This window comes from Streptomyces sp. NPDC005302 (genome assembly GCF_040607345.1).
Classification (GTDB): Bacteria; Actinomycetota; Actinomycetes; order Streptomycetales; family Streptomycetaceae; genus Streptomyces.
The window spans coordinates 326,608-350,862 of the sequence record NZ_JBEXGN010000007.1 but is presented as its reverse complement, the minus strand read 5'-3'; the positions used below and the strand labels follow the sequence as shown (position 1 = coordinate 350,862).

Here is a 24,255-nt window from a genome sequence, read left to right as displayed (position 1 = left end):
ATGGACGGGAGTCTTGCTCTCGCGTTACCAGCTCGTCAAGAGTCCTGTTATCGAAAACACGATCGTTATTGATCGCTGTGTGCTATCGATGCGCGGCCGGCGGGCCGTCCGTCCGTCCCGGGGGCCGGCGAACGCCCGGCCCATGGCACGGCGAAGGCCGGGAAGCATTCCGCTTCCCGGCCTCGTCTCCTACGAACCTCCCGTGGCGCCCCGCGCCTCAGAACCGCCCGGCACCCAGGTCCCGCGACACCGCGCGGGCACAGTCCCGGACCGCGGCGATCAGGTCGGGGCGCAGCTCCCCGTCCTGGCAGACCCGCTCCACGGCCCCGGTGATGCCCACCGCGCCGACCGGCATCCGCCGCCGGTTGTGGATGGGCGCGGCGACGGAGGCCACGCCCGTCCAGGTCTCCTCGACGTCGGCCGCGTACCCGCGCGCGCGGGTGATGTCGAGGACTCCCTCGAACTGGTCCAGCTCGCTGACCGTCCGCGGGGTGAACGCGGTGCGCTCGACCTCCAGGACCTCGCTGTGCGCGACCGGGTCGTACGCCGAGAGCACCTTGCCGAGGGCCGTCGAGTGCAGCGGCTGCATCGCCCCCACCTCCAGGACCTGGCGGCTGTCGTCGGGCCGGAAGACGTGGTGCACGATCAGGACGCCCTGCTGGTGCAGCACGCCCAGATAGACGCTCTCGCCGCTGGAACGGGCCAGGTCGTCGGTCCACACCAGGGCGCGCGCCCGCAGCTCGTGCACGTCGAGATAGGTGGTGCCGAGGCGCAGCAGCTCGGCGCCCAGCTGGTAGCGCCCGGAGGCCGGGTCCTGCTCCACGAACCCCTCCTGCTGGAGGGTCCGCAGGATGCCGTGCGCCGTACCCTTGGCCAGGCCCAGCGAGGAGGCGATGTCCGACAGGCCGAGCTGGCGCTCGCCGCCCGCGAGCAGCCGCAGCATCGCCGCCGCCCGTTCGAGCGACTGGATGTTCCGTGCCATCGCCGTGCTGCCTCCGTCCCCTTCGACCGTCGGCATGCGCCTGACCGCCACCGTTCGGCAATGTCGAACACTACCGGTCGTAGCCGGGCTCTCGCCAATGGGTGGTCGCCACATGTTTCGCCGTTCTCCACACCTTCGTCACCCGCGCCACGCCCGTCCGTCCAATGGACGCCCACGACCGTTCCCGGGTGCTCCGGGCTACGCTGACGGCGTGCGTCTTCCACGAGAAGCGCAAAGCCGACAGCCGTCGCATTCCAGGGAGCACCTTCATGGCCTCGTTGCCGACCCCGTCCCTTTCGTCCGGTCCCCAGGAGGGCCGCAGGCGAACCGACGCACTCCGAGAGGCGCTCTCCACCCGTGTGGTGGTGGCCGACGGCGCCATGGGCACGATGCTCCAGGCACAGGACCCGACGCTCGAGGACTTCGAGGACCTCGAAGGCTGCAACGAGATCCTGAACGTCACCCGTCCGGACATCGTCCGCTCCGTCCACGAGGCCTACTTCGAGGTCGGCGTCGACTGCGTCGAGACGAACACCTTCGGCGCGAACCACTCCGCGCTGGCCGAGTACGACATCCCGGAACGCGTCCACGAGCTGTCGGAGGCCGGCGCCCGGCTCGCCCGCGAGGTCGCCGACGAGTTCGGCGCCCGTGACGGCCGCCAGCGCTGGGTTCTCGGTTCCATCGGCCCCGGCACCAAACTGCCGACCCTCGGGCACGTCGCGTACGGCACCCTGCGTGACGGCTTCCAGGCCAACGTGGAGGGACTGCTCGCCGGCGGCGCCGACGCCCTGATCGTCGAGACCACCCAGGACCTGCTCCAGACGAAGTCCTCGATCCTCGGCGCGCACCGCGCGATGGAGGCGACCGGCGTCCAGGTGCCGCTCCTGGTCTCGATGGCCTTCGAGACGACCGGCACCATGCTGCTGGGCTCCGAGATCGGCGCCGCGCTGACCGCGCTGGAGCCGCTCGGCATCGACATGATCGGCCTCAACTGCTCGACCGGCCCCGCCGAGATGAGCGAGCACCTGCGCTACCTCACCCGGCACTCCCGCATCCCGCTGCTCTGCATGCCCAACGCCGGCCTGCCCGTCCTCACCAAGGACGGCGCCCACTTCCCGCTCGACGCGGAGGGCCTGGCCGACGCCCAGGAGAACTTCGTACGGGACTACGGCCTGTCCCTGGTCGGCGGCTGCTGCGGTACGACCCCGGAGCACCTGCGGCAACTGGTGGAGCGCGTCAACGGAGTGGTGCCCGGAGAGCGCAGCCCGCACCCCGAGCCCGGTGCCGCCTCGCTCTACCAGACCGTCCCGTTCCGCCAGGACACCGCCTACATGGCGATCGGCGAGCGCACCAACGCCAACGGCTCGAAGAAGTTCCGCGATGCCATGCTGGAGGCCCGCTGGGACGACTGCGTGGAGATGGCCCGCGACCAGATCCGCGAAGGCGCGCACATGCTCGACCTGTGCGTCGACTACGTCGGCCGCGACGGCGTCGCCGACATGGACGAACTGGCGGGACGCTTCGCCACCGCCTCGACGCTGCCTATCGTCCTCGACTCCACCGAGGTCCCGGTGATCCGCGCGGGCCTGGAGCGGCTCGGCGGCCGCGCGGTCATCAACTCCGTCAACTACGAGGACGGCGACGGCCCCGAGTCCCGGTTCGCGAAGGTCACGCGGCTCGCCCAGGAACACGGCGCCGCGCTCATCGCGCTCACCATCGACGAGGAGGGCCAGGCCCGCACCGTCGAGACCAAGGTCGCCATCGCCGAACGGCTCATCGAGGACCTGACGGGCAACTGGGGCATCCACGAGTCCGACATCCTCATCGACACCCTCACCTTCACGATCTGCACCGGTCAGGAGGAGTCCCGCAAGGACGGCATCGCGACGATCGAGGCGATCCGCGAGCTGAAGCGCCGCCGCCCGGACGTCCAGACCACGCTCGGCCTGTCCAACATCTCCTTCGGCCTCAACCCGGCCGCCCGGATCCTGCTCAACTCGGTCTTCCTGGACGAGTGCGTCAAGGCCGGCCTGGACTCCGCGATCGTGCACGCCTCCAAGATCCTGCCGATCGCCCGGTTCAGCGAGGAGGAGGTCACCACCGCCCTCGACCTGATCCACGACCGCCGCGCCGAGGGCTACGACCCGCTGCAGAAGCTGATGGCGCTGTTCGAGGGCGCCACCACCAAGTCCCTCAAGGCGGGCAAGGCCGAGGAGCTGGCCGCGCTCCCGCTGGACGAGCGCCTCAAGCGGCGGATCATCGACGGCGAGAAGAACGGTCTGGAGGCCGACCTCGACGCCGCCCTCCAGGAGCGCCCCGCCCTCGACATCGTCAACGCGACGCTGCTGGACGGCATGAAGGTCGTCGGTGAACTGTTCGGTTCCGGCCAGATGCAGCTGCCGTTCGTGCTCCAGTCCGCCGAGGTCATGAAGACGGCCGTCGCCTTCCTGGAACCGCACATGGAGAAGTCGGACGCGGAGGGCAAGGGAACCATCGTCCTCGCCACCGTGCGCGGCGACGTCCACGACATCGGCAAGAACCTCGTCGACATCATCCTGTCGAACAACGGCTACAACGTCGTCAACCTCGGCATCAAGCAGCCGGTCTCCGCGATCCTGGACGCCGCCCAGGAGCACCGGGCCGACGTCATCGGCATGTCCGGGCTCCTGGTCAAGTCCACGGTGATCATGAAGGAGAACCTGGAGGAGCTGAACCAGCGCGGACTGTCCGCCGACTACCCGGTGATCCTCGGCGGCGCCGCCCTGACCCGGGCCTACGTCGAACAGGACCTCTACGAGATCTACCAGGGCGAGGTCCGCTACGCCCGGGACGCCTTCGAGGGCCTGCGCCTGATGGACGCGCTGATCGGCGTCAAGCGCGGTGTGCCCGGCGCGGTGCTGCCCGAGCTGAAGCAGCGCCGGGTGCGGGCCGCGGCGGACACGGTGGTCGAGGAACGTCCCGAAGAGGGCCACGTCCGCTCCGACGTCTCCACCGACAACCCCGTACCGACCCCGCCCTTCGCCGGCACCCGCGTCATCAAGGGCATCCAGCTCAAGGAGTACGCCTCCTGGCTGGACGAGGGCGCCCTGTTCAAGGGCCAGTGGGGCCTCAAGCAGGCCCGCGCCGGCGACGGCCCGACGTACGAGGAACTGGTCGAGACCGAGGGCCGGCCGCGGCTGCGCGGGCTGCTGGACCGGCTCCAGACGGACAACCTGCTGGAAGCGGCCGTCGTCTACGGCTACTTCCCGTGCGTGTCCAAGGACGACGACCTGATCATCCTGGACGAGCGGGGCAACGAGCGCACCCGCTTCAGCTTCCCCCGCCAGCGCCGCGGCCGCCGGCTCTGCCTCGCCGACTACTTCCGCCCGGAGGAGTCGGGGGAGACCGACGTCGTCGGCTTCCAGGTCGTCACCGTCGGCTCCCGCATCGGCAAGGAGACCGCCAAGCTCTTCGAGGCCAACGCCTACCGCGACTACCTCGAACTGCACGGGCTGTCCGTGCAGCTCGCCGAGGCGCTCGCGGAGTACTGGCACGCGCGCGTGCGTTCCGAGCTGGGCTTCGCGGGGGAGGACCCCGCCGAGATCGAGGACATGTTCTCCCTGAAGTACCGCGGCGCGCGCTTCTCGCTCGGCTACGGGGCCTGCCCCAACCTGGAGGACCGCGCCAAGATCGCGGACCTGCTGCAGCCCGAGCGGATCGGCGTCCACCTCTCCGAGGAGTTCCAGCTCCACCCCGAGCAGTCCACCGACGCGATCGTCATCCACCACCCGGAGGCGAAGTACTTCAACGCACGGTGACCGCGCCGACGCGCTGCGACGCGAGCCGCCGGGCACACTGATCGGATAAGTCGTACACTGGTCGGTCCACCGCAGGCCGGTTGTCCCTTGCACGAAAAGGGGCGACCGGCCTGATCGTCCCTCAAGGAGGTGCGCCAGGATGACCAGTACGGTCCCCGCGCTCGGAACCCGTACGGCCGAAGGCTCCGCCCTGCAGGCCGTTCTCCTCGACATGGACGGAACCCTCGTCGACACCGAGGGATTCTGGTGGGACGTGGAGGTCGAGGTCTTCAAGGCCCTCGGACACGCCCTCGACGACTCCTGGCGCCATGTCGTGGTCGGCGGCCCCATGACCCGCAGCGCGGGCTTCCTCATCGAGGCCACCGGCGCCGACATCACCCTCGCCGAGCTGTCCGTGCTGCTCAACGACGGTTTCGAGACCCTGATCGGCCGCTCCCTGCCGATGATGCCGGGCGCGACCAGACTCCTCGCCGAACTGGCCGCCCACGAGATCCCCACCGCCCTGGTCTCCGCCTCGCACCGGCGGATCATCGACCGCGTCCTCGGCTCGATCGGCGCCCACTTCTTCACCCTGACCGTGGCGGGAGACGAGGTGGAACGGACCAAGCCGTTCCCCGACCCCTATCTGCTCGCCGCCGCCCGGCTCGGCGCGGAACCGGGCCGCTGCGCCGTCATCGAGGACACCGCGACCGGTGTCGCCGCGGCCGAGGCCGCCGGCTGCCACGTGGTCGCCGTCCCCTCCGTCGCCCCCATCGAGCCCGCGTGGCGCCGCACGGTGGTCACGTCGCTGGAAGAAGTCGATCTGCCTTTCCTGCACCGGGTGATGACGGAAAAGAACTGATCCTTCACCGAGGGTGCGCCGTCGAATCACTCAGTGTGCGGAGCCGAATACCGGAAATGACCCGGCGGTTTCCCTGTGGTAACCGCGGGCGAGGGCTCCTCCGTAATGCGCAATCGGGCGGATGGCTGAATTCCGGTACTCTCCAACCGAGTTGACACTGTGATGTTCGTCACTTAACGCGGGGTCGACAGGGGGACCGACTTGTGTGTTGACCCCCCATTCGTGCGGGCCCGGCGCGCCCTTGTGTCCCGATTGATGGAACGCTGCACGAATCCTTCCCGTGTCGGGTTATCGGTGCGTCCGCGCCCGGTTTCGCAGCGTGAGCGCACCGCAACTCCAGTGCCTGCGGGCCGTCCTGGCGGTGCGGACTAATGTCATCGCGAGAACGTCGCCGTAACCCCGTGACCCGCCGCGCCACCCCTGCATGCCGGCTCGCGGAAACTACAGCTCTGGAGAAACTCGAGCATGAACCGCAAGACTTTGGTGCTGCCGGCCGTGGTCGGTCTGCTCGCCCCGGTGCTCGCTGCGTGTGGTGGGTCCGACAGCGGGAGCAGCAGTGGCGATGCCATCGTTGTCGGCACCACGGACCGGTTCACCGCGTCGAAGGACGCCCCGGCCCCGTTCGACCCGGCGTACGCGTACGACGTCGGCACGTGGAACGTGCTGCGCCAGACCGTGCAGACGCTGATGATCCAGCCGCGCGGCGACGGCGAGCCCGAGCCCGAGGCCGCGGAGAAGTGCGGGTTCAGCGACAGCGGAAACGAGCGTTACTCGTGCACGCTGCGCGAGGGTCTGAAGTTCTCCAACGGTGACGCGGTCACCGCGAAGGACGTCAAGTTCTCCATCGACCGTGCGCGCGCCATCAAGGCCGACAGTGGTGTGTTCGCCCTGCTGTCCACCATCGACACGGTCGAGACCCAGGGCGACCGTCAGGTGATCTTCCACCTCAAGAGCGCTGACGCGACCTTCCCGTTCAAGCTGTCGACCCCCGTCGCCGGCATCGTGAACCCGAAGGACTACGACAAGGGCAAGCTGCGCGACGGCTTCTCCGTCGACGGCTCCGGTCCCTACACCCTGGAGTCCCAGGTCAAGGACGACGCGGTCGTCAAGGCCGTCTTCAGCAAGAACCCGAACTACAAGGGTCAGCTGAAGGTGAAGAACTCCAAGGTCGAGATGCGCTCCTTCGCGGACGCCGACGCGATGGGATCCGCCCTCGAAAAGGGCGACATCGACCTGATGACCCGTTCGATGACGCCCACGCAGATCAACAAGCTGTCCAACGCCGCGGGCGGCAACGTCAACCTGAACGAGATGCCCGGTCTCGAGATCCGCTACCTGGCCTTCAACACCAACGCCCCGTCGGTGAAGGACAAGGCCGTCCGCCAGGCCATGGCGCAGCTGATCGACCGCGGTGAGCTTGTCGCCAAGGTCTACGGAACGCAGGCCGAGCCGCTCTACTCGATGGTCCCCGCGACCATCACCGGCCACTCCAACGCCTTCTTCAACAAGTACGGCGACCCGAGTGTCAGCCGTGCCAGGACCGCGCTGAACAAGGCCGGCATCACCTCGCCGGTCAAGGTCACCCTGCACTACACGACCGACCACTACGGCTCGATCACCAAGCAGGAGTTCGAGATCCTGAAGAAGCAGCTCAACGCGAGCGGCCTCTTCGACGTCAGCATCCAGGGCACCACCTGGGACAAGTTCGTCCCGGCCGAGCGCGCCAACGACTACGACGTCTGGGGCATGGGCTGGTTCCCCGACTTCCCCGACGCCGACAACTACCTGGCGCCGTTCCTCGACAAGGACAACTTCCTCAAGTCGCCCTACTCGAACAGCGACATCATCAACAACCTGATCCCGGAGTCCCGCCGCGAGGCCGACCGCCTCACCGCGTCGAAGAGCCTCACGCGGATCCAGGACATCGTCGCCGACGACGTGCCGCTGATCCCGCTCTGGCAGGGCAAGCAGTACATCGCCGCGCGCGACGACATCACGGGCTCGGAGTGGGCCCTCAACTCCTCCTCCACCCTTCAGCTGTGGGAGCTCGGCCGCGGTGTGAGCGGCTGACCGACCGATCCGACCCGGGGCCCCTCGCGGGCCCCGGGTGCACCAGTTCCAACGACAAGGCACTTGCACGTGAACATGCGTAACCAGTGGCCAGTCCTGCCGATCATGGCGGGGCTGGCCTCCGGCCTGTTGACCGGATGCGGCTCGCAGACGAGCGGTTCCGGGAGCGACGGCTCCTCCGTGGTGATGGGGATGTCCGACGACGTCCTCGCCACCGACCCCGCCTCCGGCTACGACCCAGGATCGTGGCTGCTGTTCAACAACGTCTTCCAGTCGCTGTTGAGCTTCCCCAAGGGCGGAACCGAGCCCGAGCCCGAAGCGGCCGAGGAGTGCGCGTTCACGGACACCGGGACCACGGTGTACAAGTGCACGCTCCGGGACGGTCTGAAGTTCAGCAACGGTGACCCGCTCACCTCGGCGGACGTGAAGTACTCCTTCGACCGCACGATGAAGATCGACGACTCCGCCGGTCCGGCCATCATGTTCCCGATGCTCGACACGGTCGCGACGCCCGACGCCAAGACCGTCGTCTTCCACCTCAAGTACGCCGACGCCACCTTCCCGAGCAAGATCGCCTCCGGCGCCGGCTCGATCGTGGACCACCGGGAGTACGCCACCAACGGCCTCCGCAAGGACCACCAGGCCGTCGGCTCCGGCCCGTACCAGCTCGACTCGTTCGGCGACGACAAGGCGGTCTTCTCGGTCAACCCGCACTACAAGGGCACCGCTGAGGTCCAGAACTCCGGCGTCACCCTGCGGTTCTTCCACGGCGACCAGAAGGCCCTGAAGGACGCCGTCCTGAAGAAGCAGGTCGACGTCGCCTACCGAGGCCTCGCCGCCGACGACATCGCCGAGATCGAGAACGACTCCGCGAACAGCGGCATCAACGTCGTCGAGGGCACCAGCGCCGAGGTCCAGCACCTGGTCCTCAACATGGACGACCCGGTCACCGGCAAGCTCGGCGTCCGCAAGGCCATCGCCTACCTCCTGGACCGCGACGCCCTCGTCGACGACGTCTACGAGGACACGGCCACCCCGCTGTACTCGATCATCCCGACCGGCATCACCGGCCACAGCACGTCCTTCTTCGACACCTACGGCGCCCGCCCCTCGCGGTCCAGGGCCGAGGCCGCCCTGCGCGACGAGGGCATCACCGGCAAGGTGAAGATCACCCTCTGGTCGACCCCCTCGCGCTACGGTCCCTCCACGGACCAGGAGTTCAAGGCGATCGCCAAGCAGCTCAACGCCAGCGGACTGTTCGACGCGACCGTGAAGTCGGTCGCCTACGACCAGTACGAGAAGGACATCGCCCGCGGCAAGTACGGCGTGTACGTGAAGGGCTGGGTGCCCGACTACCCGGACCCGGACAACTTCACGGCGCCGTTCTTCGGCAAGGGCAACGTGCTGAGCAACAACTTCACCAACAACACGATCACCGGCAGCCTCATCCCGAAGACGGCCGCCGAGAGCGACCGCTCCTCGACCGACGGCTCCTACGGCAAGCTCCAGGACCTGGTCGCGGAGGACCTGCCGATCATCCCGATCTGGCAGGCCAAGCAGTACGCCGTGGCGCGCGACAACATCTACGGCCTCGAGAACTGCCTCGACGCCTCGACCGTGTTCCGCTTCTGGGAGATCAAGAAGGACTGACCTCGGCCCGACGCCGTGCACGAAGGGCGCCCGTTCCCTCAGGAACGGGCGCCCTTCGCGCTGTCCGAGCCCTCGTGGCCGCAGCCGCGCCGACCCGCGGTGCGAGCGGTCGAGCGGGAGGGGTCACTGCGCCCCGGGGCGCACCAGCCCGCTCTCGTACGCGTACACCGCGGCCTGCACCCGGTCGCGCAGCCCCAGCTTCGTCAGGACGTGTCCCACATGCGTCTTGACCGTGGTCTCGCTGACGAAGAGGTCGGCCGCGATCTCCGCGTTCGACAGACCCCGCGCGACCAGCTTCAGCACCTCGACCTCACGGTCCGTCAGCGTGTGCAGCGTGTCCGGAACCGGCTCGTCGCCGGACGGCAGGTGCCCCGCGTACTTGTCGAGCAGCCGGCGGGTGATGCTCGGCGCGAGCATCGCCTCGCCTCCCGCCACCACCCGGATCGCCTGGACCAGTTCGTTGGCCGGCGCGTCCTTCAGGAGGAAGCCGCTGGCGCCCGCGCGCAGCGCCTCCACCACGTACTCGTCGAGGTCGAAGGTCGTCAGGACGAGCACCTTCGCCGGGCCGTCCCGGCCGGGGCCGGTGATCTGCCGGGTCGCCTCGACGCCGTCCATCCGCGGCATGCGGATGTCCATGAGAACCACATCGGGTTGCAGCGCACGCACCTGATCCAGTGCCTGGAGACCGTCACCGGCCTCGCCGACGACCGCGAGATCCGGCTCCGCCTCCAGAATCATCCGGAAGCCGGTGCGCAGCAGCGGCTGGTCGTCGACCAGTAGGACGCGGATGGCCACGTAAGTCTCCTTCGCTAGTCCGGCCCCATTCTGCCCTGTTCACGGGGGCCCGACTCGGGCGCCCTGACCGCGAGCGGATACGGCGGGGGAGTACCACCGAATTCCGGGCATACCGACTGGTGGTCGCACCAGCCGCACAGCTTCGTGGGACGCGGCCGCCACTCGCCCGTCTCCGTCGCCAGCCGGATCGCCTCCCACAACGCGAGCAGCTTGCGCTCCACCCGCTCCAGGTCGGCGATCACCGGGTCGTACGTCAGCACGTCACCGCTGCCCAGATACACGAGCTGAAGACGGCGCGGAACGACCTGCTTCAGCCGCCACACCACCAGTGCGTAGAACTTCATCTGGAACAGGGCGCCCTCGGCGTACTCCGGACGGGGCGCCTTTCCCGTCTTGTAGTCGACGATCCGGACCTCGCCCGTCGGGGCGACGTCGACCCGGTCGATGATGCCGCGCAGGGTGAGACCGGAATCGAGCCGCGCCTCGACGAACAGCTCCCGCTCGGCCGGCTCCAGCCGGGACGGGTCCTCCAGCGTGAACCACCGCTCCACGAGCTGCTCGGCCTCGGTGAGCCAGAGCGCGAGCCGCTCGCCCTCCGGGTCGTCGGCGAACAGCTCCACGACCTCCGGACGCGTCTCGCGCAGCCGGTCCCACTGGCCGGGGATCAGCGACTTGGCGCGCGGCGCGGTCCGGTCCGCGGCCGGCGCGTCGAACAGCCGCTCCAGCACCGCGTGGACCAAGGTGCCTCTGGTCGCCGCCGCGCTCGGCTTCTCGGGCAGCTTGTCGATCACCCGGAAGCGGTACAACAGCGGACACTGCATGAAGTCACTGGCACGCGAGGGCGACAGCGAGGCGGGCGCGCGGGCGACCGCCGGGGCCGGTCCGTCGGCGACGGGCACGACGGCCTCGCCGGCCGCGGCCGCTTCTTCGGGCGCGGCGCCCTCGGTGCTCGTTTCCATGACGACAGACCTTACGGCCCGCCACTGACACCGGGTGATGCCGTTCGCATCGGTACGTCCGGATACGCGGGAGGCTCCACCCCGCCGGGCACCGTGACGCACCCCGCGACCCGGGCCCCGACGGGCCCGCCGAGACCGACGTACCGGCCTCGGTGACGCCGCCCTACCGGCCCCGGCGCGGGCGACGGCACGGAAAACAGAGGGGGTGCCGGGGCGGAACGTGCCGCGACGGCCGCATACCATCGACCAGAGACCCTCCCGCTCCGCGTGATCGGGGGCGGGGAGACGCTTCGAACGAGGGGACATCGTGGACGAGAGCGGCGGGAGCGGGCAGCCGCGGTCCGGCACCGGAGAGGCGACCGAGGGCCCCGAGAGGCCCGGAGCCTCCGCCGGCCAGGCCGCCGACGCCCAGCGCCCCGGACCGGCCGGACCCGAGACCTCCACCGGGCCGGCGCCCACGGCCCCCGAACACGACGGCAGGACCGAGCCGGCCGACAGCGCCACGGCGCCGGCCCGCCCCGAGACCTCCGCCACCCGGTCCGCTCCCGGGCAGAACCCCGCACCTTCCGCGCCAGGGGCGGACGACAGCACCCCGGCCCCCGCCGACCCGGGACCAGCGCCGCACGACAGCTCCGCGACGCACACCCGCTCGCGGTCCGAGGCGGACGACGACCCCGCCGCGCGCTCCCGCTCCACGGCCGAGTCCGACGCGGGGAACGACTCCCCGACACCGCCCCACCCGGACCACGGCCGACAGAACCCAGCCGGCACCGGGAACGCGGCAGGAACACAGCCCGAGCACCACGACGCACACCGGACCCTCGCCCACAGCGGCAACACAGGCGGCGGCACCGGCAGTGGAGGCGACGGCAACAGCGGTGGAGGCAAGGGCGGTCGCCCGCCCCGCCGCCGCAAGGAGCCGGGCGGCGGCCTGCTGATGGGACGGCCGTTCGGCGTCCCCGTGTACGTCGCGCCCAGCTGGTTCCTCGTCGCCGCCCTCATCACCTGGGTATTCGGCGGGCAGCTCGACCGCGTCCTGCCCGAACTCGGCGCCGCCCGCTACCTGGTCTCGCTGTTCTTCGCCGTCGCCTTCTACGCCTCCGTACTGGTCCACGAACTCGCCCACACCGTCGCCGCCCTGCGCTTCAAACTCCCGGTGCGCCGCATCCAGCTCCAGTTCTTCGGCGGCGTCTCCGAGATCGAGAAGGAAGCCGAGACCCCCGGCCGCGAGTTCGTGCTGGCCTTCGTCGGCCCCCTGCTCTCCCTCGTCCTGTCCGGCGTCTTCTATCTCGCCATGCTCCCCGTCGAGCCCGGCACGGTCCCCGGCGTCCTGCTGGCCGGCCTGATGATCTCCAACCTCATCGTCGCCGCCTTCAACCTGCTGCCCGGCCTTCCCCTGGACGGCGGCCGGATGCTCCGCGCCGTGGTCTGGAAGATCACCGGCAGGCCCATGAGCGGAACCGTCGCCGCCGCCTGGGTCGGACGCGCCCTCGCCGTGTCCGTCCTGATCGGACTGCCCCTGCTCACCCAGTCCTCCGTGCTCGGCGCCGCCCCCGAGGACATCAGCGGCATGGACACCGTCACCGACGCCCTGCTCGCCGCCATCCTCGCGGCCATCATCTGGACCGGCGCCGGCAACAGCCTGCGCGTGGCCCGGCTCCGCGAACACCTCCCCGAACTGCGCGCCCGCTCCCTCACCCGGCGCGCCGTCCCCGTCGAGACCGGCACCCCCCTCTCCGAGGCCCTGCGCCGCGCCAACGACGCCGGCGCCCGCGCCCTGGTCGTCGTCGACGCCGACGGCGAACCCCTCTCACTGGTCCGCGAAGCGGCCATCGTCGGCGTCCCCGAACACCGGCGCCCCTGGGTCGCCGTCGGCGGCCTCGCCCAGGACCTCACCGACGGCATGCGCGTCTCCGCGGAACTGGCCGGCGAGGAACTCCTCGACGTCCTGCGCGCCGCCCCCGCCACCGAGTACCTGGTGGTGGAGGACTCGGGCGACATCTACGGCGTCCTCTCCGCCGCCGACGTGGAGCGCGCCTTCGTGAAGGCCATGGCCCGGCCCGCCTGACCCTCCACCGTGGTCGGCGGCCCCGTCCCGGACCGGTAGGCTGTTCACATGTCCGAACCGACCGGTGCCGCCCGCAGGCGCGGGCCCTTCAAGGTCGGGGACCAGGTTCAGCTGACCGACCCCAAGGGCCGCCACTACACGTTCACGCTCGAGGCCGGGAAGAACTTCCATACCCACAAGGGTTCCTTCCCCCACGACGAGCTGATCGGCGCACCCGAGGGCAGCGTTGTCCGCACCACCGGAAACGTCGCCTACCTCGCGCTGCGCCCCCTGCTCCCCGACTACGTCCTGTCCATGCCCCGCGGCGCCGCCGTGGTCTACCCCAAGGACGCGGGGCAGATCCTGGCCTTCGCCGACATCTTCCCCGGCGCGCGCGTCGTGGAAGCGGGAGTCGGCTCCGGCTCGCTCAGCAGCTTCCTGCTGCGCGGCATCGGCGACCAGGGCATGCTGCACTCGTACGAGCGCCGCGAGGACTTCGCCGAGATCGCCCAGCAGAACGTCGAGCGCTACTTCGGGGGCCCCCACCCCGCCTGGCAGCTCACGGTCGGCGACCTCCAGGACAACCTGAGCGACACCGACGTCGACCGCGTCGTCCTCGACATGCTCGCCCCCTGGGAGTGCCTGGAGGCCGTCTCCAAGGCACTCGTCCCCGGCGGCATCCTCTGCTGCTACGTGGCGACCACCACCCAGCTCGCGCGGACCGTCGAGTCGATCCGTGAGATCGGCTCCTTCAACGAGCCGACCGCCTGGGAATCGATGATCCGCAACTGGCACGTCGAGGGCCTGGCCGTCCGTCCGGACCACCGCATGATCGGCCACACCGGCTTCCTGCTCACCGCCCGCCGCCTCGCGGACGGCGTCGAGCCGCCCATGCGCCGTCGCCGCCCCTCCAAGGGCTCCTACGGCGAGGACTACTCCGGTCCGAACGCCGACGGCGGATCCGCCCGCTGACGCACCCAACGCACCATGGCCGTGGCCGAGTTCCCGAATGTCCCGGGGAACTCGGCCACGGTGCTTTTCCGTTGACACCGTTCAGGAACACCGCCGCCGGCGCTCCTCGGTGACCCCCGCCCGGGTCGCCGACCGCGGACCGAGGGGCGTCCGGGCAGCTCCGCCCCTTCGCCCGCTCCACGAGCCGTCAGACGGTCTCTCCGGCCCACCGGTCCGCCTGACCCGGCCCCGCCCCCGGCGTGCGGCCGGAGCGCCGACGGGCCCGCTCCCCGGACAGGCTGAGAACTCGCTCAGAAGTCCGGACCCCGCCGTTCCCCAGGGCTGTGACGTGTGGCACCATGCGGGACACCCCACCCCCACCGGCACAGCCCCTCACGGGAGACACTCCTAGTGCAGCAATCCGCCGTCCCGGAACTGGCACACACGCACACCAGCCCCATCCAGTGGGTCGCCACGGCCACCGCCATCGCCGGAGTCGTCGCGCTCTCCTCCGTCCTCCAGCCCGATCCGGCACGAGCCGCCCAGCCCGCCACCGGGGCGAAGTCGGCCGCGGCCCCCGTGGCCGCCCCGGACCCCTCCGGTGCCGACTTCCCGATCACCTGCGGACCCGCCAAGGCGCTCGTGACGAAGAAGGCCTCGGGCGACCTCGACGGTGACGGCCGCCCCGAGACCGTGGCCGTCGTCCGCTGCGACGCCGGCTCCGGGACCCCGCCCAGCGGTGTCTACGTCCTCACACAGGGTGAGGGAGTGAAGAAGCCCCGCGTCGTCGCGACCCTGGTCGATCCCAAGGACCGCCTCAGCGTCACGGACTTCGCGGTCCGCGACGGAGCCGTCACCGCCACCCTGCTCGGCTACTCCTCCGCCGACGTCCCGAGCTGCTGCCCGGACGTCAAGGACGATGCCAAGTGGCAGTGGAAGAACGGCGCGTTCGTCCGCTCGACCCCCTCCGGCGCGCAGAGCGTCTGAGCCCGTCCCCGAGGCCGTGGCCCCTTCGTAGGGGCCCGGCCGGCGCGGACGGAAAGACACCCTCCGCCGCGGCGGAGGGTGTCGTGAAGCGGACAGCCGGTGACACGGGGTGCCCCACGCGTCACTCGGCGTCGGGCCCGTAAACCTCGACCTTGTCCGAAACCCGACGGACGTGGATGCAGTCGCCCGGACATTCCTTCGCCGAGTCCACCACGTCGGGCAGAAGCGTCAGCGGTACGGCCGTTGTGGCACCCACGGCCTGCAGCATCTCGTCGTCGCCGCTCTTCACATAGGCCAGGCCGTCGATGTCCAGCTCAAAGACCTCGGGGGCGTACTGGGCACAGATCCCGTCGCCCGTACACAGATCCTGGTCGATCCAGACCTCGAGCGCCTCGCTGTCGGTTCCGGCCTCCTGCTGCACGGTCATTTCTCCTGCCGTTTCCTGCGTCGAGCGAACCGAAGATTGGGGAATCGGGCCAGCTCTGACGGGTGTTGAACACTTCGACCCTACCTCCGCCCGCTTCCCAATCATGTTCGGTGGGTATTCCCCTGGCGTGAGGGAGAGCGCAAGGGTGAAGATCGGACACACCCCGACAGTCTTTGTGATCTAGGGGTTTCAATCGACACCCACCCAGGTAGGGTCTGGAAGCGTCCAGCTCCCCTTGGAGGAGGTGAGGACCGTGGCAGCCCACGACGACGACATGAACCGCGGCATCCGCCCGGGAAGAGGGTCCGATGACCCCGCCGGGCAGATTGCCTACCTTGAGCAGGAGATCGCCGTCCTGCGACGCAAGCTCGCCGACTCTCCGCGGCACACGAGGATTCTCGAAGAGCGGATCGTCGAGCTGCAGACCAACCTGGCCGGCGTGTCCGCGCAGAACGAGCGGCTGGCGAACACGCTCCGTGAGGCCCGCGACCAGATCGTGGCCCTCAAGGAAGAGGTCGACCGGCTGGCACAGCCTCCGGCAGGCTTCGGTGTCTTCCTCGTGGCGAACGAGGACGGCACGGCGGACATCTTCACCGGGGGCCGCAAGCTCCGGGTGAACGTCAGCCCCAGCGTGGAGCTCCCAGAGCTCCGGCGCGGCCAGGAAGTGATGCTGAACGAAGCTCTCAACGTGGTCGAGGCCATGGAATACGAGAGCGTGGGCGACATCGTCACCCTCAAGGAGATCCTCGAGGACGGCGAGCGCGCCCTCGTGCAGGGGCACACAGACGAGGAACGGGTGGTCCGGCTCGCCGAACCGCTCCTGGACGTCAACATCCGTCCCGGAGACGCCCTCCTTCTCGAACCCCGATCCGGCTATGTCTACGAAATCGTTCCGAAGAGCGAGGTCGAGGAACTCGTCCTCGAAGAGGTCCCGGACATCGGCTACGAGCAGATCGGCGGTCTGGGCGGCCAGATCGAGATGATCCGCGACGCGGTCGAGCTCCCGTACCTCTACCCCGACCTCTTCAAGGAGCACGAACTGCGGCCGCCCAAGGGCGTCCTGCTGTACGGGCCCCCCGGATGCGGCAAGACGCTCATCGCCAAGGCCGTGGCCAACTCGTTGGCCAAGAAGGTCGCGGAAGTGACCGGACAGGCCACCGGCAAGAGCTTCTTCCTCAACATCAAGGGCCCCGAGCTCCTGAACAAGTACGTCGGCGAGACCGAGCGGCAGATCCGCCTCGTCTTCCAGCGTGCACGCGAGAAGGCCAGCGAGGGCACACCCGTCATCGTCTTCTTCGACGAGATGGAGTCCCTTTTCCGCACCCGTGGATCCGGTGTCAGCTCGGACGTGGAGAACACCATCGTCCCGCAGCTGCTCGCCGAGATCGACGGCGTGGAGGGCCTGCAGAACGTCGTGGTCATCGGCGCCTCGAACCGCGAGGACATGATCGACCCCGCCATCCTGCGGCCCGGCCGGCTCGACGTGAAGATCAAGATCGAGCGTCCGGACGCCGAAGCGGCGAAGGACATCTTCCAGAAGTACCTCACCGAGCGTCTCCCCCTGCACCCCGAGGACGTCGGGGAGCACGGCGGCGACAGGGCGGCCACCGTCCACGGCATGATCCAGACCGCCGTGGAACAGATGTACGCCGAATCGGAGGAGAACCGCTTCCTGGAAGTCACCTACGCCAATGGTGACAAGGAAGTCCTGTACTTCAAGGACTTCAATTCCGGCGCCATGATCGAGAACATCGTCGGCCGCGCCAAGAAGATGGCCATCAAGGACTTCTTGGAGCACAGCCAGAAGGGCCTTCGCGTCTCCCACCTCCTCCAGGCATGCGTGGACGAGTTCAAGGAGAACGAGGACCTGCCGAACACCACCAACCCGGACGACTGGGCCAGGATCTCCGGAAAGAAGGGCGAACGGATCGTCTACATCCGTACGCTCATCACCGGAAAGCAGGGCGCGGACACCGGACGCTCCATCGACACGGTGGCCAACACCGGCCAGTACCTGTAAAAAGCAGGGCGGCTGCGGGTGCCCGACGCGGGTACCCGCAGCCGACTGCTTTTCAGGTCACGGCGGGAGTGGAGCAATGACGCAAATGATCTCCCCACCAGCGCAAAGGCGTTCTAGGCTCTTTCGTACCGCCGAGTCGCGCAGTGCGGGGACGGGCACCGCACACGCACCGGAGCGCCGGCGGTACTTGAGCGGCGCCCCCGACCGAGGGCGCCGCCGGGCAAGGAGGGCCGCATGACCGTACGGCGAGTAATGGGCATCGAGACGGAGTACGGAATCTCCGTCCCCGGTCACCCCAACGCCAATGCCATGCTCACCTCGTCCCAGATCGTCAACGCCTACGCGGCGGCGATGCACCGGGCGCGTCGCGCCCGCTGGGATTTCGAGGAGGAGAACCCGCTGCGGGACGCGCGAGGCTTCGACCTCGCCCGGGAGACCGCCGACTCCACCCAGCTCACCGACGAGGACATCGGCCTGGCCAATGTCATCCTCACCAACGGGGCACGGCTCTACGTCGACCACGCACACCCCGAGTACAGCGCCCCGGAGGTCACCAACCCGCGGGACGCGGTCCTGTGGGACAAGGCCGGCGAGCGCATCATGGCCGAGGCCGCCGAGCGCGCGGCCCAGCTCCCCGGTGCCCAGCCGATCCACCTCTACAAGAACAACACCGACAACAAGGGCGCCTCCTACGGCACGCACGAGAACTACCTGATGAAGCGGGAGACCCCCTTCTCGGACATCGTGCGACACCTGACGCCGTTCTTCGTCTCGCGCCAGGTCGTCACCGGAGCCGGCCGCGTCGGCATCGGCCAGGACGGACACGAACACGGCTTCCAGCTCAGCCAGCGCGCCGACTACTTCGAGGTCGAGGTGGGCCTGGAGACCACGCTCAAGCGCCCCATCATCAACACCCGCGACGAGCCGCACGCCGACGCCGAGAAGTACCGCCGTCTGCACGTGATCATCGGGGACGCCAACCTCTCCGAGATCTCGACGTATCTCAAGCTCGGCACCACGGCCCTGGTGCTCTCCATGATCGAGGACGGCTTCATCGCCGTCGACCTGGCCGTCGACCAGCCCGTCCGCACGCTCCACCAGGTCTCCCACGACCCGACCCTCAAGCGGCTCGTCACGCTCCGCAGCGGACGTACGCTCACCGCGGTCCAGCTCCAGATGGAGTACTTCGAGCTGTCCCGCAAGTACGTCGAGGAGCGCTACGGCGCGGACGCCGACGAACAGACCAAGGACGTCCTGCTGCGCTGGGAGGACACCCTGAACCGCCTGGAGAACGACCCGATGAGCCTCTCCGGGGAGCTCGACTGGGTCGCCAAGCGGGAGCTCATGGAGGGCTACCGGAACCGTGACGGCCTCGACTGGGACGCCGCCAAGCTGCACCTCCTCGACCTTCAGTACGCCGATGTACGGGCCGACAAGGGCCTGTACAACCGTCTCGCGGCCCGCGGCAGGATCAAGCGCCTGCTGGACGAGAACGAGGTCGAGCGGGCCCGTACGAAGCCGCCGGAGGACACCCGCGCGTACTTCCGCGGCCGGTGCCTGGAGCAGTACGCGGACGACGTCGCGGCGGCCTCCTGGGACTCGGTGATCTTCGATCTGCCGGGCCGGGATTCGCTCCAGCGCGTCCCAACCCTGGAGCCGCTTCGCGGAACGCGTAATCACGTCAAGGAGCTCCTGGACCGCTGTCGCACGGCCGAAGACCTGGTCAAGGTCCTTTCGGGCAACTGAGTCCCCGCCCGGCCGGCACAGGCCGGACGGGCGCGACAGGGTGGAACACGTGGCGGACGGGAATCATCGAGGTGGCCCCCGTACGTTGGTGAAACTGCGGGGCCGATGTCGGACCCTGCTTGTAGGGTCTGATCAAGAACGTCGAACCGAGCGGGGTGAGGGTTATGGCGACCAAGGACACCGGCGGCGGACAGCAGAAGGCGACGCGTTCCACCGAGGAGGCCGAGGAGCAGACGCAGGACGCGCAGGCGACCGACGACCTCAAGGAACGCCAGGAGAAGCTGAGCGACGACGTCGACTCGGTTCTGGACGAGATCGACGATGTCCTGGAAGAGAACGCCGAGGACTTCGTGAGGTCCTTCGTTCAGAAGGGCGGCCAGTAGCCTTCGGATCGAAGGCTGCCGGGCTCCCGATTCGGCGAGCGACGAGATCGTGAAGTGCTGCGCGCGGTGTGACGAGAGAAGCCGCGCGCAGCCTTCGCTCACAAGCGATCCAAGCTGTGTCTGGAATGCGGCGAGGCCGAGCCGTGGAGTGAGTGACACCGGAATGCAAGGGCCTCGGACGGACTGTCGACGCGCCGCACGATGTGTCGAGCCGCCGAGGGGCGAGCGGGCCACCCGAAGCGAAACCACGGCCTCACCGAAGCCGGCGTGACGCGATGGTGGACTCTCGAAAAGGGCTCTGCGTGATCTGCTCGAAAGCTCCGGCCATTCATGTGGATCACTGCCACGGGACGGGTAGGGTCCGTGGCGTACCGTGCTTCAACTGCAATTCGGCCATCGGCAAGTTGGGAGATGATCCCGACGCTGTTCGTCGGGCTGCCGCCTACTTGGAAGGATCCCCGTGGAAGCCAACACTCGTAGCACCGGGCGTCTACCGGCTGCCTTCCTGACGCCCGGGTCGTCGTCCTTCATGGACTTCCTCGCCGAGCAGCAGCCGGAGATGCTCCCCGGAAAGCGCCAGTTGCCGCCGGTCCAGGGCGTCATCGAGGCGCCGCACGGGACGACCATCGTCGCCGTCACGTTCGCGGGCGGTGTCGTCCTCGCCGGTGACCGTCGGGCCACGATGGGCAATGTCATCGCGCAGCGCGACATCGAGAAGGTCTTCCCGGCCGACGAGTACTCGGCGGTGGGCATCGCCGGTACGGCGGGTCTCGCCGTGGAGATGGTGAAGCTGTTCCAGCTGGAGCTGGAGCACTTCGAGAAGGTGGAGGGCGCGCAGCTCTCCCTGGAGGGCAAGGCGAACCGCCTGTCCACGATGATCCGTTCCAACCTCGGTATGGCCATGCAGGGCCTCGCCGTGGTTCCTCTCTTCGCGGGGTACGACGTGGACCGCGAGAGGGGCCGCATCTTCTCGTACGACGTCACCGGCGGCCGCTCCGAGGAGCACGGCTACGCGGCCACGGGCTCCGGCTCGATCTTCGCGCGCGGTGCCATGAAGAAGCTCTACGCCAAGGGTATGACCGAGGATCAGGCCACGACGCTGGTCGTCCAGGCGCTGTACGACGCCGCGGACGACGACTCGGCGACCGGTGGTCCCGACGTCGCCCGCAGGATCTACCCGATCGTCACCGTGATCACCGAGGAAGGCTTCCGCCGGCTCACGGACGAGGAGTCCTCCGAGATCGCCCGCGCGATCCTGGAGCGACGTATGGAGCAGCCCGACGGCCCGCGCGCGGCGCTGCTCTGAGCCCGGCCTCCTTTTCCAGGTGATCCAGTGACTTCGACAGAAAGGGACGGGTAGCCGGTGTCGACTCCGTTCTATGTCTCACCCCAGCAGGCCATGGCGGACCGGGCGGAGTATGCCCGTAAGGGCATCGCCCGCGGCCGGAGCCTGGTCGTGCTGCAGTACGCCGACGGCATCGTGTTCGTCGGCGAGAACCCGTCCCGCGCGCTGCACAAGTTCAGCGAGATCTACGACCGGATCGGCTTCGCGGCGGCCGGCAAGTACAACGAGTACGAGAACCTCCGGATCGGCGGCGTGCGCTACGCCGACCTGCGGGGCTACACGTACGACCGCGACGACGTGACCGCCCGAGGGCTCGCCAACGTGTACGCCCAGACGCTGGGCACGATCTTCTCGTCGGCGGCGGAGAAGCCGTACGAGGTGGAGCTGGTGGTCGCCGAGGTCGGCGAGACGCCCGAGGGCGACCAGATCTACCGGCTGCCGCACGACGGTTCGATCGTCGACGAGCACGGTTCGGTCGCCGTGGGTGGCAGTTCCGAGCAGATCAGCACCTATCTGGACACCGAGCACCGTGAGGGCATGTCGCTGGCGGAGGCGCTGAAGCTGGCCGTCCGCTCGCTGTCCCGCGAGGCCAACGGGGGCGAGCGGGAGATTCCCGCGGAGCGTCTGGAGGTCGCGGTCCTGGACCGTACGCGTCCGCAGAAGCGCAAGTTCAAGCGGATCGTGGGGCGTCAGCTGGCCCGGCTCCTGGAGGTCGGGGGAGCGGAGACCGCGACCGAGGCGGAGGACGCCGACGACGAGGAGTGAGGCCCCGTTCAGGGGCCTGAGGCGAGGGGCCGTTCCGGTGCACACCGGGGCGGCCCTTCCGCGTTCCCGCCACCGGTCGCGCGGGCCTCTTCCGCGGCTAGGCGGGCCCTGGCGGGGCCGTGGAGCCCCGTACGACGAGGTGGACCGGGATGTCCTCCTCGGGGGGTGTGCGGCCGTCCAGGACGGCGAGCAGGGCCTTCATCCCCTGTTCGCCGAAGAGTTCGGCGTCCAGGCGCACCGTCGTGAGTTCGGGGTCCAGCGCCTGTGCCAGGGCCAGGTCGTCGAGGCCGGTGATGGAGATGTCGTCCGGGATGCGCAGGCCGAGACGCCGGGCGGCCTTGTAGGCGCCGGCCGCCAGTTTGTCGTCGTCGCAGATGACGGCGGTGGGGCGCGGGCCTGCGGGGTCGGACAGGGCCGTGTGCGCGGCGGCCAGGGCGTCCTCGAAGGAGATGGGGGCGCGGGCGGTGCGCAGATCGGCACCGGGGACCGCCGCGAGGCGGGCGGCGATCTCGCGGGCCCGGACCTCGAAGGTCCAGGAGGGGATGTCGGCGGCGAGGTGCAGGAACCGCCGGTGGCCCAGCTCCAGGAGGTGGTCGGTGACCTGGCGTACGCCGTCCTTGATGTCGAGGTTGACCGTCGCGGCGCCCTGGCTGCCGTCCGGGTCGCTGTCGAGCATCACCAGGGGGAGCTGGTCGCCGCGGATGGCCGTGAGGGCGTCGGCGGCCATGGAGGAGGCGATGACGCCGTCGAGGGCGGCCTGGGCGGAGCCGAAGGGGTCCCGGGCGGGTCCGATGCCTTCGGGGGACGGGTACAGCACGACGCCGAAGCCGCGTTCGGCGGCCACCCGGGCCGCTCCGGTGTAGACGCCCGCGAAGAACTCCGTGGTGAGTGCCGGGACCACGAGGAGGACGGTGCGGGTGCGGCCGAGGCGGAGGTTGCGGGCGGCCAGGTTCGGCCGGTAGCCGAGCTCCTGGGCCGCTTCGCGGACCCGTTCCGCGGTCGTCTCGGAGACGCGGCCGCGCCACTTGTCGCCGAGCACCAGCGAGACCGCCGCCTGGGAGACCCCGGCGGCCTGGGCGACGTCCCTGCTCGTGGGGCGCGTACTACCTCGTGCCACCGTCGGCCTGCTCCTTCGTCTGGACTCCCGGACTGCGCACATGGTACGTATGAAAGACGACGTTATACGTAAAACTTGAGACGTCACGCGCTACGAGAAGGGCTCGACATGGCCGCGGGATACCTGGAGATCCTCAGGGCGAGGCATGCCGCCCGGCTCCTCGTCGGCACGCTCGTCGGGCGGCTGCCGAACGCCACCGCGGCCATCGCCGTCGTGCTGTTCGTCCGGGCCGAGGGCGGCACGTACAGCCTGGCCGGCGCGCTCGCCGCCGTGTACGGGGTGGCCAACGCGGTGGGACAGCCGCTGCTCGGACGGCTCGTGGACCTCTACGGACAGCCCCGGGTGCAGCTGCCCGCTGCCGTCGTCTCGGCCCTCGGCATGGGCGTCTTCGCCTTCCTCGGGACGGACCCGGTCCTGCTCGGCTGTGCCGCGATGGCCGTGGCGGGCCTGTTCACCCCGCCTCTGGAGGGCGGCCTGCGGGCGCTGTGGCCCTCCGTGCTGCGCAAGGAGGAACAGGTGCACACCGCGTACGCGATGGACGCGGTGGCGCAGGAAGTCATGTTCACCGTCGGGCCGTTGCTCGTGACGCTGTGCGCGGCGCTCTGGTCCCCGCGGGCCGCGCTGCTGATCCTCGGCGTGATCGGTGTCCTGGGCGCCCTCTCCGTGGTCGTCTCGCCGCCCTCGCGCGCGTGGCGCTCGGCGCCGCGCGAGGCGCACTGGCTCGGCGCGCTGCGCTCGCCCGGCCTGCTGGCCCTGCTCGGCGCCTTCCTGTTCGTCGGGATCGCGCTCGGCTCGATCACCGTCGCCGCGGTGTCCTACGCCGACGACCACGGCGGGGACGCCGTGTACGGCTGGCTGATGGCGGGCATCGGCCTGGGCGCGCTGCTCGGGGGAGTGGTCTACGGCGCGCGGCGATGGGCGGGGGCGCCGGAGCGGCGACTGCGGTTGCTGGTGGCCCTTCTGGCGGTGTGTTACCTCCCCCTGATGCTCGCGCCCGGCCCGGTCGCGATGACCGCCCTCGCCACGCTCGCCGGCGTGTTCCTGGCGCCCTGCATCGCGTGCGCCTTCGTACTGGTGGACCGGCACGCTCCGGCGGGCACGGTCACCGAGGCGTTCTCCTGGCTCGTGACGACGTTCACCGTGGGCGCGTCGGTCGGGACGGGCCTCGCGGGGCCCGTCGTGGAGTGGGGCGGGGCGGCCCGTGGTTTCGCCGTCCCGGGGGCCGCGGGTGCCGCCGCTCTGGTGGTTCTGCTGGCCACGGGGCGGGTCCTCGCAGCTACCGGCCGGGGCGGGGTTGTTGCGGTCTCATCGGAAAATGATCCAAACCGTGCCGTCGAACCCCGTTTCAGCTCAGGGGATCGGGCGTAATGTTC

19 protein-coding genes are annotated in these 24,255 nt (G+C 69.5%); 14 read left to right on the top strand and 5 right to left on the bottom strand.

What is annotated here, in order from left to right; all coding sequences use genetic code 11:
- Nucleotides 1–217 precede the first annotated feature (217 nt).
- Entirely contained in the window at nt 218–982 is a 765-nt protein-coding gene (locus ABZT74_RS14025) for an IclR family transcriptional regulator (RefSeq protein WP_355865640.1), read from the bottom strand.
- Between the two features lie 269 nt (nt 983–1,251).
- Between ABZT74_RS14025 and metH the strand changes: the two genes are divergently transcribed.
- The 4 genes from metH (at nt 1,252) to ABZT74_RS14005 (ending at nt 9,340) form a co-directional block, all read left to right on the top strand.
- Nucleotides 1,252–4,779, top strand: coding sequence for a methionine synthase (metH, locus tag ABZT74_RS14020; protein ID WP_356434850.1), 3,528 nt, complete (start codon nt 1,252–1,254; stop codon nt 4,777–4,779).
- 139 nt (nt 4,780–4,918) lie between these two features.
- Entirely contained in the window at nt 4,919–5,620 is a 702-nt protein-coding gene (locus tag ABZT74_RS14015) for an HAD family phosphatase (protein WP_355865646.1), read from the top strand.
- 465 nt (nt 5,621–6,085) lie between these two features.
- Nucleotides 6,086–7,690 carry an ABC transporter substrate-binding protein gene (locus ABZT74_RS14010; RefSeq protein WP_355865649.1) on the top strand — a complete coding sequence of 535 codons (1,605 nt, stop codon included), beginning with the start codon at nt 6,086–6,088 and terminating at the stop codon, nt 7,688–7,690.
- A 69-nt stretch (nt 7,691–7,759) separates the two neighbouring features.
- Nucleotides 7,760–9,340: an ABC transporter substrate-binding protein gene (locus ABZT74_RS14005; protein WP_356434847.1), complete on the top strand. Its 1,581-nt coding sequence runs from the start codon at nt 7,760–7,762 to the stop codon at nt 9,338–9,340.
- 123 nt (nt 9,341–9,463) lie between these two features.
- Here ABZT74_RS14005 and ABZT74_RS14000 read toward each other — a convergent pair whose 3' ends face one another.
- Nucleotides 9,464–10,135: a response regulator transcription factor gene (locus ABZT74_RS14000; protein ID WP_081223499.1), complete on the bottom strand. Its 672-nt coding sequence runs from the start codon at nt 10,133–10,135 to the stop codon at nt 9,464–9,466.
- Nucleotides 10,136–10,149: 14 nt separating this feature from the next.
- Nucleotides 10,150–11,094 (bottom strand): RecB family exonuclease, encoded by a 945-nt coding sequence (locus ABZT74_RS13995; protein ID WP_356434844.1) that lies wholly within the window; start codon nt 11,092–11,094, stop codon nt 10,150–10,152.
- A 307-nt stretch (nt 11,095–11,401) separates the two neighbouring features.
- Here ABZT74_RS13995 and ABZT74_RS13990 point away from each other — a divergent pair, with 307 nt between their 5' ends.
- The 3 genes from ABZT74_RS13990 (at nt 11,402) to ABZT74_RS13980 (ending at nt 15,079) form a co-directional block, all read left to right on the top strand.
- Entirely contained in the window at nt 11,402–13,162 is a 1,761-nt protein-coding gene (locus tag ABZT74_RS13990) for a site-2 protease family protein (protein WP_356434841.1), read from the top strand.
- 48 nt (nt 13,163–13,210) lie between these two features.
- Nucleotides 13,211–14,113, top strand: a complete 903-nt coding sequence (locus ABZT74_RS13985; protein WP_355865662.1) for a tRNA (adenine-N1)-methyltransferase — start codon at nt 13,211–13,213, stop codon at nt 14,111–14,113.
- A gap of 390 nt (nt 14,114–14,503) precedes the next feature.
- Nucleotides 14,504–15,079, top strand: a complete 576-nt coding sequence (locus tag ABZT74_RS13980; RefSeq protein ID WP_355865665.1) for a hypothetical protein — start codon at nt 14,504–14,506, stop codon at nt 15,077–15,079.
- 121 nt (nt 15,080–15,200) lie between these two features.
- Here ABZT74_RS13980 and ABZT74_RS13975 read toward each other — a convergent pair whose 3' ends face one another.
- On the bottom strand, nt 15,201–15,506 hold the full coding sequence (locus tag ABZT74_RS13975; protein ID WP_355865668.1) for a ferredoxin: 306 nt from the start codon (nt 15,504–15,506) through the stop codon (nt 15,201–15,203).
- A 253-nt stretch (nt 15,507–15,759) separates the two neighbouring features.
- Between ABZT74_RS13975 and arc the strand changes: the two genes are divergently transcribed.
- The 6 genes from arc to prcA all read left to right on the top strand — a co-directional run bounded on the left by arc (nt 15,760) and on the right by prcA (nt 21,765).
- Complete coding sequence (gene arc, locus ABZT74_RS13970) at nt 15,760–17,526, top strand: proteasome ATPase (protein ID WP_355865671.1); 1,767 nt, start codon at nt 15,760–15,762, stop codon at nt 17,524–17,526.
- Nucleotides 17,527–17,760: 234 nt separating this feature from the next.
- Nucleotides 17,761–19,272: a depupylase/deamidase Dop gene (gene dop / locus ABZT74_RS13965; protein ID WP_355865675.1), complete on the top strand. Its 1,512-nt coding sequence runs from the start codon at nt 17,761–17,763 to the stop codon at nt 19,270–19,272.
- 164 nt (nt 19,273–19,436) lie between these two features.
- Nucleotides 19,437–19,655 carry a ubiquitin-like protein Pup gene (locus tag ABZT74_RS13960; RefSeq protein ID WP_328667880.1) on the top strand — a complete coding sequence of 73 codons (219 nt, stop codon included), beginning with the start codon at nt 19,437–19,439 and terminating at the stop codon, nt 19,653–19,655.
- A gap of 275 nt (nt 19,656–19,930) precedes the next feature.
- A complete protein-coding gene (locus tag ABZT74_RS13955) occupies nt 19,931–20,164 on the top strand; it encodes an endonuclease VII domain-containing protein (RefSeq protein WP_356434837.1) in 234 nt (77 codons plus the stop codon).
- On the top strand, nt 20,116–20,961 hold the full coding sequence (prcB, locus tag ABZT74_RS13950; RefSeq protein ID WP_355865682.1) for a proteasome subunit beta: 846 nt from the start codon (nt 20,116–20,118) through the stop codon (nt 20,959–20,961). Before ABZT74_RS13955 ends, prcB begins: the two co-directional genes overlap by 49 nt.
- A 57-nt stretch (nt 20,962–21,018) precedes the next feature.
- Nucleotides 21,019–21,765, top strand: a complete 747-nt coding sequence (gene prcA, locus ABZT74_RS13945) for a proteasome subunit alpha (RefSeq protein WP_355865685.1) — start codon at nt 21,019–21,021, stop codon at nt 21,763–21,765.
- A 97-nt stretch (nt 21,766–21,862) separates the two neighbouring features.
- Here the strand turns inward: prcA and ABZT74_RS13940 are convergent, their stop codons facing one another.
- Entirely contained in the window at nt 21,863–22,882 is a 1,020-nt protein-coding gene (locus tag ABZT74_RS13940) for a LacI family DNA-binding transcriptional regulator (RefSeq protein WP_355865688.1), read from the bottom strand.
- Nucleotides 22,883–22,990: 108 nt separating this feature from the next.
- On the opposite strand from ABZT74_RS13940, the gene ABZT74_RS13935 reads away from it, so the two are divergent.
- Nucleotides 22,991–24,250 carry an MFS transporter gene (locus ABZT74_RS13935; RefSeq protein ID WP_356434834.1) on the top strand — a complete coding sequence of 420 codons (1,260 nt, stop codon included), beginning with the start codon at nt 22,991–22,993 and terminating at the stop codon, nt 24,248–24,250.
- The last annotated feature ends 5 nt before the right edge of the window (nt 24,251–24,255 follow it).

Bases quoted from the DNA above. Each gene is read 5' to 3' on its own strand.
- ABZT74_RS13995 (WP_356434844.1), bottom strand. From the start codon at position 11,094: ATGGAAACGAGCACCGAGGGCGCCGCGCCCGAAGAAGCGGCCGCGGCC.
- ABZT74_RS14025 (WP_355865640.1), bottom strand. From the start codon at position 982: ATGGCACGGAACATCCAGTCGCTCGAACGGGCGGCGGCGATGCTGCGG.
- ABZT74_RS13935 (WP_356434834.1), top strand. From the start codon at position 22,991: ATGGCCGCGGGATACCTGGAGATCCTCAGGGCGAGGCATGCCGCCCGG.
- dop (WP_355865675.1), top strand. From the start codon at position 17,761: ATGACCGTACGGCGAGTAATGGGCATCGAGACGGAGTACGGAATCTCC.
- ABZT74_RS13975 (WP_355865668.1), bottom strand. From the start codon at position 15,506: ATGACCGTGCAGCAGGAGGCCGGAACCGACAGCGAGGCGCTCGAGGTC.
- ABZT74_RS13955 (WP_356434837.1), top strand. From the start codon at position 19,931: ATGGTGGACTCTCGAAAAGGGCTCTGCGTGATCTGCTCGAAAGCTCCG.
- ABZT74_RS13960 (WP_328667880.1), top strand. From the start codon at position 19,437: ATGGCGACCAAGGACACCGGCGGCGGACAGCAGAAGGCGACGCGTTCC.
- metH (WP_356434850.1), top strand. From the start codon at position 1,252: ATGGCCTCGTTGCCGACCCCGTCCCTTTCGTCCGGTCCCCAGGAGGGC.
- ABZT74_RS14015 (WP_355865646.1), top strand. From the start codon at position 4,919: ATGACCAGTACGGTCCCCGCGCTCGGAACCCGTACGGCCGAAGGCTCC.
- ABZT74_RS13985 (WP_355865662.1), top strand. From the start codon at position 13,211: ATGTCCGAACCGACCGGTGCCGCCCGCAGGCGCGGGCCCTTCAAGGTC.
- ABZT74_RS14010 (WP_355865649.1), top strand. From the start codon at position 6,086: ATGAACCGCAAGACTTTGGTGCTGCCGGCCGTGGTCGGTCTGCTCGCC.